This is a genomic window from Candidatus Erwinia haradaeae (assembly GCF_900698955.1).
Classification (GTDB): Bacteria; Pseudomonadota; Gammaproteobacteria; order Enterobacterales; family Enterobacteriaceae; genus Erwinia_E; species Erwinia_E haradaeae_G.
Map to the genome: position 1 here is coordinate 785,842 of NZ_LR217720.1, position 15,983 is coordinate 801,824.

Annotated in this window: 13 protein-coding genes and 1 tRNA gene; 5 read left to right on the top strand and 9 right to left on the bottom strand. The window is 34.3% G+C overall.

What is annotated here, in order from left to right:
• Nucleotides 1-2: 2 nt before the first annotated feature.
• The 3 genes from cmoA to rnhA all read right to left on the bottom strand — a co-directional run bounded on the left by cmoA (nt 3) and on the right by rnhA (nt 3,202).
• Nucleotides 3-734, bottom strand: a complete 732-nt coding sequence (gene cmoA / locus ERCILAFE3058_RS02485) for a carboxy-S-adenosyl-L-methionine synthase CmoA (RefSeq protein ID WP_157989872.1) — start codon at nt 732-734, stop codon at nt 3-5.
• A gap of 601 nt (nt 735-1,335) precedes the next feature.
• Nucleotides 1,336-2,094: a hydroxyacylglutathione hydrolase gene (gene gloB / locus ERCILAFE3058_RS02490; protein ID WP_414973856.1), complete on the bottom strand. Its 759-nt coding sequence runs from the start codon at nt 2,092-2,094 to the stop codon at nt 1,336-1,338.
• A gap of 625 nt (nt 2,095-2,719) precedes the next feature.
• Nucleotides 2,720-3,202: a ribonuclease HI gene (gene rnhA / locus ERCILAFE3058_RS02495; protein WP_157989873.1), complete on the bottom strand. Its 483-nt coding sequence runs from the start codon at nt 3,200-3,202 to the stop codon at nt 2,720-2,722.
• 69 nt (nt 3,203-3,271) lie between these two features.
• Here rnhA and dnaQ point away from each other — a divergent pair, with 69 nt between their 5' ends.
• Both dnaQ and ERCILAFE3058_RS02505 read left to right on the top strand, forming a co-directional pair.
• Entirely contained in the window at nt 3,272-4,009 is a 738-nt protein-coding gene (dnaQ, locus tag ERCILAFE3058_RS02500) for a DNA polymerase III subunit epsilon (RefSeq protein ID WP_157989874.1), read from the top strand.
• A 141-nt stretch (nt 4,010-4,150) separates the two neighbouring features.
• A tRNA-Asp gene (locus ERCILAFE3058_RS02505) sits at nt 4,151-4,227 on the top strand.
• A gap of 564 nt (nt 4,228-4,791) precedes the next feature.
• Here the strand turns inward: ERCILAFE3058_RS02505 and rplI are convergent.
• From rplI to rpsF, 4 genes are read right to left on the bottom strand one after another with little or no spacing between them, the layout of a single operon-like run.
• A complete protein-coding gene (rplI, locus tag ERCILAFE3058_RS02510) occupies nt 4,792-5,244 on the bottom strand; it encodes a 50S ribosomal protein L9 (protein WP_157989875.1) in 453 nt (150 codons plus the stop codon).
• A 44-nt stretch (nt 5,245-5,288) separates the two neighbouring features.
• A complete protein-coding gene (gene rpsR, locus ERCILAFE3058_RS02515; RefSeq protein ID WP_157989876.1) occupies nt 5,289-5,516 on the bottom strand; it encodes a 30S ribosomal protein S18 in 228 nt (75 codons plus the stop codon).
• On the bottom strand, nt 5,491-5,835 hold the full coding sequence (gene priB / locus ERCILAFE3058_RS02520) for a primosomal replication protein N (RefSeq protein WP_157989877.1): 345 nt from the start codon (nt 5,833-5,835) through the stop codon (nt 5,491-5,493). The genes rpsR and priB overlap by 26 nt, the downstream gene beginning before the upstream one ends.
• Before the next feature lie 24 nt (nt 5,836-5,859).
• Nucleotides 5,860-6,240, bottom strand: a complete 381-nt coding sequence (rpsF, locus tag ERCILAFE3058_RS02525) for a 30S ribosomal protein S6 (RefSeq protein WP_157989878.1) — start codon at nt 6,238-6,240, stop codon at nt 5,860-5,862.
• Nucleotides 6,241-7,012: 772 nt separating this feature from the next.
• Here rpsF and ERCILAFE3058_RS02530 point away from each other — a divergent pair.
• The 3 genes from ERCILAFE3058_RS02530 (at nt 7,013) to speD (ending at nt 11,898) form a co-directional block, all read left to right on the top strand.
• Nucleotides 7,013-8,986, top strand: coding sequence for an exoribonuclease II (locus ERCILAFE3058_RS02530; RefSeq protein WP_157989879.1), 1,974 nt, complete (start codon nt 7,013-7,015; stop codon nt 8,984-8,986).
• A 1,242-nt stretch (nt 8,987-10,228) separates the two neighbouring features.
• Entirely contained in the window at nt 10,229-11,080 is an 852-nt protein-coding gene (gene speE / locus ERCILAFE3058_RS02535; protein WP_157989880.1) for a polyamine aminopropyltransferase, read from the top strand.
• A gap of 29 nt (nt 11,081-11,109) precedes the next feature.
• Nucleotides 11,110-11,898 carry an adenosylmethionine decarboxylase gene (gene speD / locus ERCILAFE3058_RS02540; protein ID WP_157989881.1) on the top strand — a complete coding sequence of 263 codons (789 nt, stop codon included), beginning with the start codon at nt 11,110-11,112 and terminating at the stop codon, nt 11,896-11,898.
• A 556-nt stretch (nt 11,899-12,454) separates the two neighbouring features.
• Here the strand turns inward: speD and purD are convergent.
• Entirely contained in the window at nt 12,455-13,738 is a 1,284-nt protein-coding gene (purD, locus tag ERCILAFE3058_RS02545; protein ID WP_157989882.1) for a phosphoribosylamine--glycine ligase, read from the bottom strand.
• Nucleotides 13,739-14,231: 493 nt separating this feature from the next.
• A complete protein-coding gene (gene purH / locus ERCILAFE3058_RS02550; protein ID WP_157989883.1) occupies nt 14,232-15,824 on the bottom strand; it encodes a bifunctional phosphoribosylaminoimidazolecarboxamide formyltransferase/IMP cyclohydrolase in 1,593 nt (530 codons plus the stop codon).
• Nucleotides 15,825-15,983: the final 159 nt, after the last annotated feature.

A 15,983-nucleotide genomic window follows, 5' to 3' on the forward strand; every position in this document is an offset into this window, starting at 1 on the left:
CCTTATTTTACTGCTACTACAGAGCCAAAATTAAAATACTGAAACCATAGCGTATAATGCTTAAAACCAGCAGTCTGTAGCCGTTCTATATGCATTTCCGGAGTATCAATAAGCATAACTTTAGCTAACATACGACGTTTCTGTTCAATTTCTATATCACTATAACCATTTTGGCGTTTAAAACTATCATGCATGTTGACCAATAAAGCCTCAATATTTGAATCCAAATAACGAAATTTCTCCGATAAAACCAACACCCCTTCTGCATTAAGACCTTGCCAAATAGTATTTATCAATTGTTGACGTTCTTTTGGATCTACAAACTGTAATGTAAAATTTAAAATTACTAATGAAGCATTTTTAATGGAAATCCGTCGAATATCTTCCTCAAAAACCTCTACTAAAATATCACTACTAATACAAGACTTGACACCATGACGCAAACACTCAACCATAGCTGAAGAATTATCGATAGCAATAATTTTACAACCCTTAACGGTAATATTTTTATAAATTTCTAGGGTAGTTGTACCCACAGAACAACCTAGATCATAAACCTGCGAATTACTTTTCACGCACTTTTTAGCTAAAACTCCAATCATGGAGATCAAATTATTGTAACCAGGTATAGAGCGTTGGATCATGTCTGGAAAAACATCAACAACCCGCTTGTCAAATACCCAATCCTTGGGTTCTAGAATAAGTTCAGAAAATAAAGTATCACATTTCGACATCATCATTATTCCGAGGTAATGTGTAAAAATAGACTCCGTTTAATGATCATCGCTTTAAAGCGCATGACTCTTTATAACTAGATACAATTTTTGTTAGTCTGTATAGAGATACTATCGCTAATACAAATTCTATACACATATAAATACACTAAAAAAGTGTAATACCATCCTTAGTATATATTGTATTTGTAGTTTTATAGATCACGATCATGCTAATATAATTGTATCTAGCATCATAAGAGTAAAAACTTATAATAGTATAATGTAACTTACTAGGTGATTTTAAAAAAAATGACTATTTTAAGATAGGCGATAAAGAAAATAAAGGTGTATCATAACACTAATATTCTATCATATAAACACGATAAACACAATATTTATGGAAAATGAAAGTGTTGTTACGAAAATATAGGGATCAAGAATAAAACATCGCACTCTTGAGATGATATGCCATATAATATAGATATGGCATGTAATCTTATAGCAACCACCCTATGGTTGTGCGCCATGATATATTTTGTGTATTACGTGTCCGACGTTTACTACATTCACTCATCTCATAACATAAGATCTTTCTTATACCTCAGAAAATTAATGCTAATCACTTAAAAACATCTTTTTTTCTACGCAATAGTGCAAATATTTTATCTTCAGTTAATGGAGTCTTATCTATATTTATGATGTTTTGTAATTCAACATCGTGTGTTCTAAGAAAAACATTAACTTTACGTTCATGAGATAACCGTGTCGGCAAAGTGGTTTTATTTTGTGCACGTAATGCTTGTACTAAGCGATAGTACTTTGTAATTTCTGTATCATGCGGATAAATTTGATGAGCAAAAGAAAGATTCAATAAGGTATACTCGTGTGCACTACATACTAATGTATCACCTGGTAATTGATTAAGTTTTCTTAAGGATTCAAACATTTGCTGGGCTGTCCCTTCAAATATTCTACCACAACCCGCAGAAAATAGTGTATCTCCGCAAAATAAGTAAGGATGACAAAAATATGCTACATGCCCTAAAGTATGCCCAGGTGTCGAAAATATGTTAAAAGTAAGATCTAAAATATTAATATTGTCTCCGTTGTACACAAACGTATTAGACCCGCACTGGCGTGTTTCTTTGGGTCCAAAAACCACAATATTGGGATAGTATTGTAATAGCAGAGGAACACCTGCTACATGATCCCAGTGGTGGTGTGTTAACAAAATTGCCCGCAGTGTCCAGTTATTTTTTCTTATCAACTGTAGAACTAAAGCAGCATCACTAGGATCCACTACTACACACTGCCCATCACTCCTGCTTAAAAACCAAATATAGTTGTCCTTCAAAGCAGGTATGCTAGTAAGGATAATATTCATTGAATTCATGATATGTTCACCATGCAATACTCAAGCATGCATGCTCTATAGCATGATGCTATCTATACTACGTGTCTATATTCCATTGCAATGTTTATGAAAAACAGTGGTGATAATATAACACTAAGGTATAGTTAAGAATCCTCTTGATACTATTCAGGATCCTCTGATATCTTATATTAAGCAGAAGGAGTGAGATTGATTACACCTAAATTGTGAAGCATGCTTTAAAATCACATTTTATGTCATACTCTTTTACAAATTGTAAATACTTACTTATAAGCCTTATAGTACCATACTATATATGTATATAGTATTCTAAAAAAATAAAATAATCTTTAGCTTTCAAATACTCAAAACATGTACTGTATTTTCATGTTTATACAGAGGTGTCTAAACGTAAAAATGTAAATTCATAACAAGCGCAACAATACCATCATCATGTATTTACTATTATAAAATAGTATCAAATCTCAAGATTTCTCCTCAATATATATAAATAAAATATAGATTATAGCTACACCCATCATACCGTAAATACAGACCAGGAAAAACTATATATTTCCACAACTATTAATTTTTCATCTAACGTTACCTATGCGTTATGTTTATGTATTATTTATAATGCGGAGTATATAGATATCGGTTGATAACCTACATCATGCATAGTTGGATTAACAGCTGCAGTGCGGGCTATTTCATCACATCGCTCATTATCTCTATGACCGGCATGGCCCTTAACCCATTGCCAATTCATTCTGTGTGAAATTAATGCTTTCTCTAAACGCTGCCAAAGATCCACATTTTTTACTTCTTTGTTGTGACAAGTCTTCCATCCCCTTTTTTTCCAATGATAGATCCAAAGCGTAATCCCCTGTCTAACATACTGACTGTCAGTGCTCAGCACTACTGCACAAGGTTTTTTTAACGCTTCTAATCCTACTATCGCTGCCATTATTTCCATACGATTATTGGTAGTGAGATAAAAACCTGCACTAAAGATTTTTTCATGACTTCCATATCGTATGATCGCACTATAACCACCTTGCCCCGGATTGCCTAAACATGAACCATCAGTAAAAACTTCTACCTTTTTACACATTTCTGGTAAACTCCATAAAGTACCACGCTAAAGCGAATATCAATATGTCCTATATAGAGAGAAAAGGTTATGCGCCAAATTATCCTTGATACTGAAACGACTGGTATGAATGTCGTTGGCCTGCCCCATGAGGGACATCGTATTATTGAGATTGGAGCTGTAGAAATTATTCACAGACGTCTCACTAAAAATACCTTCCATGCCTATATTAAACCAGATCGCCAAGTTGATGCAGAGGCCTTTCGCATACACGGAATTTCTAATCATTTCCTTCAAGATAAACCAACTTTTTCATGTATTGCTGATGAATTGCTTATTTACATCAAAGACTCAGAACTAGTTATGCATAATGCTGCTTTTGATCTTGGATTCATTAACTATGAATTTTCTAGATTACACCGTGGAATTGAAAAAATTGAAAAAATCTGTAAAATAACAGATAGCTTATCGATTGCACGTAAGCTTTTTCCTGGCAAAAGAAATAATCTCAATGCACTATGTACACGTTATCAGATAGACCGTAGTAAACGCACACTACATGGTGCACTCCTCGATGCAGAAATTTTAGCTGAAGTTTTTTTGGCCATGACCGGAGGGCAGACTACTCTCACTTTATCCATGCAAGGAGAAAATCAAAACTCACTATATGGTGAAATTACGCATCGTACAGCTCGTACATCCTCTAATATACATGTTCTGCGTGCCACTCAGGAAGAAATACAAGAACATAGAACGCGACTTAATCTAATCCAAAAACAACATGGTTTATGCCTGTGGGACCGTAAAGATGTGACACAGAAATTATAATACCGGAGCATGCGTTCACATTAGACTGATAGATAACGAGAATAGATGCCATCATATTTATAAATAATGCAAAAATCAACGATTTGATATAAAAATTATTGACGCAACACTAAATCCAACCTATGATGTATGAGATAGAAAGGAGCGGTAGTTCAGTTGGTTAGAATACCTGCCTGTCACGCAGGGGGTCGCGGGTTCGAGCCCCGTCCGTTCCGCCATGTATTAATTATAAATGATGTATTAATATAAATGATATGGACTGTATGACTACAATAGTCGCAAACAAATCCATAGTAGATATCTATCTATACAACATGGAATAGTTATCACAAAATATAAGTGATGGATCTATTACGATACACTATACATATAGTATAGTTATCTTAAATACATAAAGACATGATATAGCAGCAATCATATCGCATCTAAATTATGCCGTTTTGTCATGTGCATTCATCACTAATACAAAAATAACATCAAGAAATTTTTCTATACATCTTGTTTATACGCTCTGATCTGACATACATGATATATCATGTTATTTTCTTATTTCTTGCAGTTGTGGCATGATACATTCTAAAATTTTTGTCCAATCTGTCGCGCGACAATTTCTTATTCCTTTATTAAATAAAGGAATATTACGGAAAGTAAAAATTTTTACTATCTATACTATTTTAGTAGTACTGCTACTTTACTGTATCACTTCTTTTTTGTATAAAAATGCTTTCTACTGCACTTTATAGGTATTCGAAAAAAAATATTATGCACATTGTGTGATACAATTAATTTTTAGGTATAATATTTAGTGTAAGTTTAACAAATACTTCACTGTGAATCTGAAAACCTACTTCGTGCTCACCAACTGTACGTAGCAAGCCATTGGATAAACGTACTTCACTTTTTTCTACTGCAACACCAGATTGTATCATAGCCTCCGCAATATCACGCGTACCAATAGAGCCGAATAATTTACCTTCATGGCCAGCTTTAGATACAATCGTAATACTTTTTAAATCACTCATTTTCTTAGCGCGCTCATAAGCAGCATTTAAAACTTTACTTACTTTTGTTTCTAATTCCGTACGTTGTGCCTTAAAAAATTCAATATTTTTCTTCGTAGCCGCTACAGCTTTCCCTTGAGGAATTAGACAATTACGAGCGTATCCCGCTTTGACACTCACTTGATCTCCTAAACTTCCCAAATTTACTATTTTATCCAATAAAATCACTTGCATAAACACATTCCCTCTTCAAGTGGGCTAATATATGGTGTAGTTATTTATTGATGATGATCAGTGTATGGTAAAAAGGATAAATAACGCGCTCGTTTAATCGCGCGAGCTAGCTGACGTTGATATTTTGCGCGTGTCCCTGTAATTCGACTTGGTACAATTTTCCCGCTTTCTGTAATATAATTTTTGAGCATAGAGATATCTTTATAATCAATCTCTTGAACTCCTTCAGCAGTGAAACGACAGAATTTACGACGACGGAAATAACGTGCCATTTATATCTCCAGATTCTATAAGTTCAATATTTTTAGCATGTAATACAATTCTATGTAATCCATTACGACCTTTATGGCAACAAAGAAAACCATAAACCCTTAACCGTGCACCCACTATAATAAATTCAGGCATCTCTTGTGGTACTGGAACGCTCATCACCACCGGCATCCAACACCAAACTCGCCGATTACAACCAGCTTCTATATTTTCCGAATGATGCTCTAGTAAAAATTGACAGTGTACGATGCCAGAAGGGCTAACGATCCTTCTGGGTTCTCTATGCACTACACCAGACAAAATACTCCAATTAGCTTTCACACACTATTACTACTCTTCGGTATATCAAATATCTATATCATGAGATATTTCATTAGAAAAATCTTCTCTACGCTCCCTACGATCATCTTTTACTTTTAACATATGTGATGGTTCGGTCACTGCTTTCTTCATGCGCATTACCATAGTACGAATAATGGAGTCATTAAAGCGAAATTGACTTTCTAGATGATCAATAATATCTTGCGACACCTCTACGTTCATCAAAACGTAGTGAGCTTTCTGTAATTTATGAATGGGATAAGCTAGTGGACGACGACCCCAATCTTCCAGTCTATGTATTAGACCTTTTGCAGACGTAATAATATCTGAATATCGCTCGATCATACTAAATACTTGTTCACTTTGATCAGGATGCACCATGAAAACGATCTCATAATGACGCATAGATTAGCTCCCTATGGATGATTTAGCCTCATGATAAGTCACACTTAAACCGCTGAGGCAAGGAACATTATTGAAGTGAAGTACGATGGTGCCATAACTGTACACAGAAATAATGGTTCTTCGTAATACTGAATACTTATAATCATACTCATGATATCATGAAATAATATTAACGAACAAATATAGCTATACTTTTTAATTTTTTAATCTTAAATCAACTACACAGCATGTATATAAATAATTTTTTCTGCTTGTTTCTATATTGAACATAATGTTTTTAAAATAAAAAAAACGCAAAAACACGATGGTGCTAACTATAATTTTTCTAAAAATATTTTATCTACTACATAGTGAACTCTAAAAGAGATCACAAACTACTATCTTAGAAGTAGCATAATATTTCTCATCCGTAGTATTATAAGGTGTTTAATTTTATTGTCTATCTTAGTCTTACCACTAATATGAAAATATTCAAAATATTATTTATCTAAAAGTACTCGATTTTATTGAACACATAAACATACTATCATTTATTTCTATAACCTTACATTTAAAAATTTAATCATATTATCTGCAATGTACATGATGATGAAAATTTTTTTAATAGCCTTACCCTGTACAAGACATGAAGAAAACAAAAAAATAATATATTCTTACACTCTTGAAATAAAAGATATGATAATATACATATAAAATAAAAATCGATAATAATTAACGATAATTAAAAATTAATACTATTTTCTTTTTCTAATAACTCAAATATATTAAAATCATGCTACAAAATAACCCAGCGCTCATACATTTAAAAAATACACTCCGCTCTCACACTGAATATGTGGAGGGTATAGTAAAAAAAAATGAAAAAGGTTTTGGTTTTCTAGAGGTCAACACACAGAAAAGTTACTTTATCCCACCTCAATGTATGAAAAAAGTTATGCACGGTGATCGAGTGGTAGCCGTAATTCAAAATCATGTACAGAATGATAAAGAGCGCAAGGTTGCCCATCCAGAAAAGATTATCCAACCCTTCTTAACACGTTTTATTGGACAAGTCCAGAAAAAAAACAAAAAGATATTCATCATACCAGACCAACCCATGCTTAAACAAGCTATTCCATGTAATATCAGTAAGAATATTACGCAATCCACGTTACAAGAGGGAGACTGGGCAGTGGCAGAGATGCACCATCACCCCCTTAATGGAAATCACATATTCTGCGCTGAAATCACTGAATTTATTACTACTAATACAAATAATTTTGCTCCATGGTGGGTCACACTTGCGCGTTATAATCTGGCACGTACAGACCCAGAGCTAGAGACGCCGCAAAAAATGCTCGATGAACAACTGGTGCGTCACGATCTTACAGAAACTCCATTTATTACTATTGATAGCGCTCATACTGAAGATATTGATGATGCATTATATATAGAAGATATCGGCAATGGCCGTCTCCAACTCATCGTTGCTATTGCAGATCCTACCGCCTACATATCTATTGATAGTATGATTGATGAAGTGGCTTCTGAGCGCTCTTTTACTAACTACTTACCTGGTTTGCATATTTCTATGTTGCCACGCCAATTGTCCAACAACCTCTGTTCTCTGCGCCCACAAAAAAAACGACCTGTATTAGCGTGCCGCGTGATAATCGCTTCTAATGGTGTACCTGATACAAACGTACAATTCTTTGCTGCATGGATCACCTCTCGATGTCAACTAGTCTATAACCATGTATCTGATTGGTTAGAAGATAATCAAAAAAGTCACTGGCAACCACCTGATGTAATCATTGCTCAACAGCTGACTCTTCTAAACCGCCTATGCATAACACGAAACCAATGGCGACAAAAAAACGCCCTGTTATGTAAAGGGCGTCCAGAGTTTCGTTTTTTATTAGGTAAAAAAGGTGAAGTGTTGGATATTATTTCTGAGCCTCGACGTGTCGCGAACCACATTATTGAAGAAGCTATGATTCTCGCAAATACCTGCGCTGCTCGCTTATTGCGTGATAAATTTGGATTTGGTATATACAATGTACATCTTGGATTTGATCAGACACATGCTGCAAAAGCAGTTGCAATGCTGGCTAATTACGGTATAAGTACTGATTCAATTACGATCACCACATTAGATGGATTTCGTATCTTACGCCGTCAGTTAGATTCCCAGCCCACACAATTTCTAAGCAGTCGTATACGGCGCTTTCAGCTCTTATCGGAACTAAAAACTACCCCAGGTCCACATTTTGGCCTAGGCCTCGAAGTTTATGCTACTTGGACATCTCCTATCCGTAAGTACGGTGATATGGTAAACCATCGCTTGCTTAAAGCTATCATCAAAGGTGAGGATGGTATCTGTCCGACAGACACTCTAACACTGAAAATATCCGAACGTCGGCGACAACATCGTATGGCTGAAAGAGAAGTCAATGATTGGTTATACTTACGTTTTTTTCAAAAAATAGTTGGTAGTTTAAAAAAATTTAATGCAGAAGTGATTGATATCTCTAGAGGCGGCGTACGCATTCGTTTGCAAGAAAATGGAGCAGTAGCTTTCATTCCATCTTCATTTATACATCACATACGAAAAGAACTTATATGTAGTCATGACCACGGCGTCGTAAAAATTAAAAATATAGTTCTTTACCGTGTCACAGACATTATAGAAGTAACTATTGAAGCAATACGAATGGACACTCGTAGCATTATCGCCCGTCCAGTTCCTTCTTGTTATTTTTTATGAAAACATTATGATCGATCAACTTCCATATGTTAATTATACACAAGCGAGTGAGCTCATGCTGCATGTCAGTATGACTGTACTATGCCAACTTTATGGTTATTATACGAATATACTTTTAATATAGAAAGTTCCCAGTGTTCTCAACTCCATTAACAATCCATCTTGAAATAGACAATATAAAAACACTATCTAACCTTAGATTATCAGCGTGATAGCTATCGTATTACGCCCAGTAATACTCTACGAGACAAGAGAATATCTGTACTTACTGTTGAGTATAGTAAGTCAAATAAAGAATGCGTGTAATATAATAGTAAGCACAACGGATTTATAATATAGTGTAAAATAATTTTTATTAATAAAAATTTTCCTATATGTAGTAAAAGACTATCAATATGTTCATGTTGTAATTAAGAATTATCATAAATATTTCTCTTCCTCTAATACTAGCAATGTATATATATACTAACTTGAGGATGTAGGAACGATATATGACGCTCACATCATCCACACTTATAATTTGTAGTATAAGCGCTGATATCAAAAAGAATAGAGATACGGATCTATATAACAGAAATGTAATCTATATCACATTCCATAAAAAATATGAATAGATGTTCTCGTAGATATGCATAACATAAGTACAATTTATTTGTACTGTATAATGTATACTTTTGATATATCTATCATTCCTCTTTTTTCAAGAGTACAGCATGTTGATCACATATTCTATGCACATAACATCTATTATCTCTTATGTTCACTGTGTTGTCTTTCACACAAAAAGAGAATTAAAAAAGTGGTCTTGTAGAGAAAGAGCCCTTCCTATCCATCTATAATGATCTAAATAAATATATAAAATTCAATAACTATAGAAAAATAAATCAAAATGTCCCGCGAGAGCAGCATCATTCTTTATGAACCCCACAATCTTTGTGTATAATTTAACGATCAGGATAAACTGTTATAAATATAGCTCTTAGTATTGCATAAAATTAAATGTCATATGCTAAAATACAAGAGATGTGAAGATTTCTACTACAATGCCATTAGTACAAATAACACACAAGAGAAATGTTTAGATATATAAGATCCAAGGTACAAAACAATAAAATTGCTTATATTAAAAACACATTCATGCGTACTTATGTTAGTCAACATGTATATAAATCCATTCATTTTCAACTCTTAGTACTCAATGAATACCTTCCATACTCTTCATACGATAAGGATAAATTATAAATGGCCGCTAATAATATATGGCACGAAAAACTTTATTCTGGATTAGGGCAGTATTTTTCGATTGATCACATCCTATGTCACATTCAAACAAAACATCAAGATCTAATCATTTTTAAAAATCATGCCCTAGGTCATATTATGGCTCTAGATGGCATAGTACAAACAACAGAATCTGATGAATTCATCTATCATGAAATGCTCACGCATATCCCTCTTCTCACTCATGGCGCACCAAAAAGTGTGCTCATTATTGGTGGTGGAGATGGTGGCGTGCTACGTGAAGTGAGTAGGTATAAAATGATCGAAAGAATCACAATGGTTGAAATAGATGAACAGATAATAAGACTATGCAAAAAATACTTACCAAATCACAGCGCCGGTGCTTATAAAGATGCACGCTTAACACTGATACTAGATGATGCTGCTAATTTTGTGAAAAAAACTAATCAGAAATTTGATGTTATCATCTCTGACTCTACTGATCCTACTGGACCAGGAAAAAATCTATTTAGTATAGAGTTTTATAAGGAATGTAAAAAATGCTTAAATGATGATGGAATCTTTGCATCACAAAATGGCGTATCTTTTTTACAAAATAAAGAAACAATACAGATCTATCAAAAATTAAAGGATTCTTTTAATAACGTACACTTCTACCAAGCTGCTATCCCAACTTACTATGGTGGTATTATGATCTTTGCTTTAGCCAGTAATTACCCCTATCTCAATCAAACAGATATCTTAACTGCAAAAGATCGCTGTGCAAAGGAAAAATTAAAATTCCGTTACTATAATCCAGCAATCCATGCCAATAGTTTTGCACTACCGCAATATTTATTAAATATGCTATAAGACTCACTGGGATTTAAGGAAAAATAAAATTGCAAAAGTTACAACTACATGGCTTTAATAACCTAACCAAAAGCCTGAGTTTTTGTATCTATGATATATGTTACGCTAACACTCCATCAGAACGCGATGGATATATTGCATATATTGATGAACAGTATAATGCCACTCGATTAACAGAAATTCTAAGCAAAACTTGCACCATTATCGGTGCCAATGTACTAAATATTGCACGTCAAGACTATGAACCACAAGGCGCCAGCGTCACCATGTTAGTAAGCGAAGAGCTCATAGATCTACACGATATTGATATATCTGAAAATCCTGGTCCATTACCGCACTCACTTCTTTTACATCTTGATAAAAGCCACATCTGTGTACATACTTATCCAGAAAGTCATCCTGAAGGCGGACTCTGTACTTTTCGTGCTGACATTGAAGTATCTACCTGCGGTGTCATTTCACCATTAAAAGCACTAAATTACTTAATTCATCAACTCGAATCTGATATTGTTACGATAGATTATCGCATACGTGGATTTACCCGTGATGTTCACGGGATAAAACATTTTATTGATCATAAAATCAACTCAATACAAAACTTTATGTCAGATGATATGAAAGCTATGCATGATATGCTAGATGTTAATCTATACCAAGAAAATATTTTTCATACAAAAATGATTCTGAAAAAATTTGACCTTAAGCATTATCTTTTTAATACCAAAATGGAAGATCTTTGTGCAAAAGAACACAAACGTATTACTAATCTATTGTGGAAAGAGATGCGCGAAATATACTACGGTCGCAACATTCTATAAGTGGGGTAAATATTTATGCAATTGTAATTGAATCTAGCACTTAGAAGGGATGTAATGATCACCATCATTCTATCATGAAACATATTACTTTATTATCTTATGCATATAATAACATCACATTTATATGTGATATCTATTTAAAGATTATAACGAGATAGTTTAGTAATAAAGATATAAATGCGCATGTACAACACATGTAAATTTTTTGTCGCTACTTGCAGTCTTTATCTTAAATTATATACAATATAAATTTTATTGATTAATCAATATATAACAATATCTAAGAAGTATTAGCTTCTACTAATATATGTGAAATTAAATATACATGGCATAACAATGCCATCGCATAGACAAAATCCTATTTTTAAAAAATAATTATATGATATTTCTTGTATTCTAGATGCCAATAAAATATCTATTGGATAATAAATTTTATAAAATAAATCACTTCACCACCCTCAATATTCTCTATAAGACATTGTCTCTACAATTATCGTATATAAATCACATTTTTGTAGTGATACATTGTTGAAAAAATACAGATAGAATTAATGTACTATGTACATTGGATAGCTCTATCCCCAATATCCGTACGTAAAAACTTACCGCTCCAAGAAATTTTACTAGCTAACTTATAAACAAAGTTTTGCGCTGCTGTAAAATCTTCTCCTAATGCCGTAACACATACTACACGACCACCATTTGTTACTATCACTCCATCCTGCATTGCAGTACCTGCATGAAAAACTTTCCAGTCTACTCCTGGAAGAGACAGTGGTAAACCATGAATCCTATGACCATTCATATAGACTCCAGGGTAGCCATCAGTAGCTAGCACCACTCCTATTGCTGGACGAGGATCTAAAAGGATTTCTTTCTGATTAAGTTTTCCCTCTAACGCCGCCAGACATAGGTCCACTAAATCAGATCGTAAACGTAGCAGCATAGGTTGACTTTCGGGATCGCCTAAACGACAGTTGAATTCAATCACATAAATTTGATTATTTGTATTAATCATTAAACCTGCATAAAGAAACCCAGTATAGACATAACCTTCAGAAATCATCCCGTGTATGGTGGGAAAGATAATTTCATCCATGATACGCTGATGCATTATTTCTGTCACTATTTTAACTGGAGAGTACGCTCCCATGCCACCAGTATTAGGACCAATATCACCATTACTGACACGCTTATAATCCCGACAGCTTGCGATAGGTAAAATATTTTTACCATCTACCATAACCATAAAGCTAACTTCTTCACCCTCGAGAAATTCTTCTACTATAATACGACGACCTGCTTTTCCAAATGCATTATCTACTAAAATAGTTTTAATAGTAGCTTCTGCTTCCTCTAATGTTCTAGCAACAACGACCCCTTTTCCAGAAGCTAACCCATCTACCTTAATAACAATGGGTACACCCTTTTTACGTATGTAACTTAATGCTAATCCTGCTTCAGTAAAATGTTGATATTCGGCTGTTGGAATATTGTGTCGTAGTAAAAAATCCTTAGCAAATACTTTAGAGCCTTCTAGCAATGCTGCTGATTTAGTGGGACCAAAGATTTTTAATCCAGCATTATCAAAAACATCTACTATACCGTTCACTAATGGTACTTCTTGACCAACAATAGTGAGATCTATTTGCCTAGTCATTGCAAAGTCTAATAATGCTGGAATATTATGACATGGAATAGATATATTCGTTATCATGGGCTCGAGCGCAGTGCCAGCATTACCTGGAGCAACGAATACACTTGTGGATAACTTTGATTGAGATACTTTCCACGCCAATGCATGTTCACGACCACCATTACCAATTACTAAAATTTTCATTTTACACTCGTTGTAATTATATAGCTCTACAGCGTAGAATGATTCTACTTCATCCAGTGAATACGATCATATCATCATGCAAAAGTCTTACTAATCAACTATTCTCTCTTTCATCGCCGATGCTTCATTCATCTCTGATGATATCTGTCTTTGTACCATGCATTGAACTTAATACACGCTAAAGATTATCAACTTTTTGAAACTAATGTGTATAAAAATTATTATGAATGATAGTAACAAATATAGAATTATAGTATATGCAAACATCGTATATTTTTAACACATTACATGGAGATTAAGAATAGTGGCGTATGCTAAAATCTGTTCTAATTAACTACTTATCACGATTCTATCAAATACCCTCATACGCCTGAAGTAAAAGTGGTACAGACTCCACATTACTCACATGACCATCTCTCGCTATATTTTTATATAAACACATCAATATAAAAATATTATGCGTTTTTATTAAATAACACCTATTAGATCTCTATTAATGCCGAAAATGACGCACACCTGTAAAAATCATTGCCATTCTGTGTTCATTCACTGCATCTATGATCTCTCTATCACGAAGAGAGCCGCCTGGCTGGATGATACATCTTACCCCCATGTCAGCAGCAACATCAACGCTATCACGAAATGGCAAGAAAGCATCCGACGCCATCACAACAGACCCTGAAATCTCCAATCCTGCTTTAGCCGCTTTGATAGCGGCTATCCGTACTGAATCAATACGACTCATTTGACCTGCACCTATACCCACTGTCATGGTATTACATCCATAAACAATAGCATTAGATTTGACAAACTTTACCACTGTCCAGCAAAAAAGCGCATCACGTACTTCCTGGTTACTTGCTACACGCTGACTTACAGTACGTAATTGATTTTCACCTACCAACCTAACATCGAGGTCTTGTACTAGCACCCCTCCTGTTACACTTCTTACATCTAAGCCTATCGGACGTTTCTGCAATGTTCCACAAATTAACACTCGTATGTTTTTTTTAGTAGCGATCACTTGTAAAGCAGCGTCACTCGCAAAAGGAACAATAATGACCTCTACAAAATGTTGGCTGATAATTTTCTTCGCAGTAATGAAATCTAAATCACGATTAAGAGCAATAATACCCCCAAAAGCAGAAACTGGATCAGCGTGATAGGCACGCTGATATGCATCCAGAATAGTATCACCTAAAGCAACACCGCAAGGATTAGCATGCTTAACAATAACACAAGCGGGGTCATTGAACTCTTTTACACACTCCAAGGCAGCATCACTATCAATTATATTATTATATGACAAAGATTTACCTTGTACTTGTTGTGCAGAAGATACTGATGATCCTACGATGTTATCTTGTATATAAAACGCTGCTAACTGATGACTATTTTCACCATAGCGCATATTCTGTTTTTTAGTAAAATTTAAATGCAGATGATGTGGTAGTTCTTCTGGTAATTCCATACTTTTTTTCTTATGTCCTGAAGATATGTTTTTGAAGTAATCTGAAATCGTATGATCATACAAGGCAGTATATTCAAATGCTTTGCTTGCCAAAAGAAAGCGAGTATGCTCTGTAAGAGCATTATCATTCTGATCTAATTCTAAAAGAATGCGGCTATAATCATGATTGGTAATTATCACAGCAACATCTTTATAGTTTTTAGCAGCCGCACGCACCATTGTTGGACCGCCAATATCAATGTTTTCTATTGCATCACTGAGAGTACAAGCATCATGTGATGTTATCGTATGAAAAGGATAAAGATTTACAACGACGAGATCGATAGGTAGAATACCATATTCTGTCATGATACGATGGTCTTGATCACGTCGCCCTAAAATACCACCGTGTACTTTAGGATGCAGTGTTTTCAAACGTCCATTCATCATTTCTGGAAAATTAGTATAATCAGAAAGATCAATAACCGATAGACCAGAAGCAGATAGTAAACGAGAGGTCCCTCCAGTAGACAATATTTCAATACCACGGTTAGAGAGCCCTTTGGCAAATTCAAGGATACCGACCTTATCAGATACGCTAAGCAATGCTCGACGTATAGGATGATATTGTCTCATTATTCTTACATTTCCTTTTAAGGTATAAAATATATACAAATATTGATAGAGTGATTCAAAGGTCTCTTCTTACCCTTATTAAAAAGCGGCTCAATTTTATTAACATCTAAAAACATTAACGCGACATATGCTGGGATCATACTAGTATATTCTTTATAA

What these genes read in the sequence shown, in the direction of transcription:
- cmoA (WP_157989872.1), bottom strand. Translation starts at nt 734, where the DNA reads ATGTCGAAATGTGATACTTTATTTTCTGAACTTATTCTAGAACCCAAG.
- rnhA (WP_157989873.1), bottom strand. Translation starts at nt 3,202, where the DNA reads ATGTGTAAAAAGGTAGAAGTTTTTACTGATGGTTCATGTTTAGGCAAT.
- dnaQ (WP_157989874.1), top strand. Translation starts at nt 3,272, where the DNA reads ATGCGCCAAATTATCCTTGATACTGAAACGACTGGTATGAATGTCGTT.
- rplI (WP_157989875.1), bottom strand. Translation starts at nt 5,244, where the DNA reads ATGCAAGTGATTTTATTGGATAAAATAGTAAATTTGGGAAGTTTAGGA.
- rpsR (WP_157989876.1), bottom strand. Translation starts at nt 5,516, where the DNA reads ATGGCACGTTATTTCCGTCGTCGTAAATTCTGTCGTTTCACTGCTGAA.
- rpsF (WP_157989878.1), bottom strand. Translation starts at nt 6,240, where the DNA reads ATGCGTCATTATGAGATCGTTTTCATGGTGCATCCTGATCAAAGTGAA.
- ERCILAFE3058_RS02530 (WP_157989879.1), top strand. Translation starts at nt 7,013, where the DNA reads ATGCTACAAAATAACCCAGCGCTCATACATTTAAAAAATACACTCCGC.
- speE (WP_157989880.1), top strand. Translation starts at nt 10,229, where the DNA reads ATGGCCGCTAATAATATATGGCACGAAAAACTTTATTCTGGATTAGGG.
- purD (WP_157989882.1), bottom strand. Translation starts at nt 13,738, where the DNA reads ATGAAAATTTTAGTAATTGGTAATGGTGGTCGTGAACATGCATTGGCG.
- purH (WP_157989883.1), bottom strand. Translation starts at nt 15,824, where the DNA reads ATGAGACAATATCATCCTATACGTCGAGCATTGCTTAGCGTATCTGAT.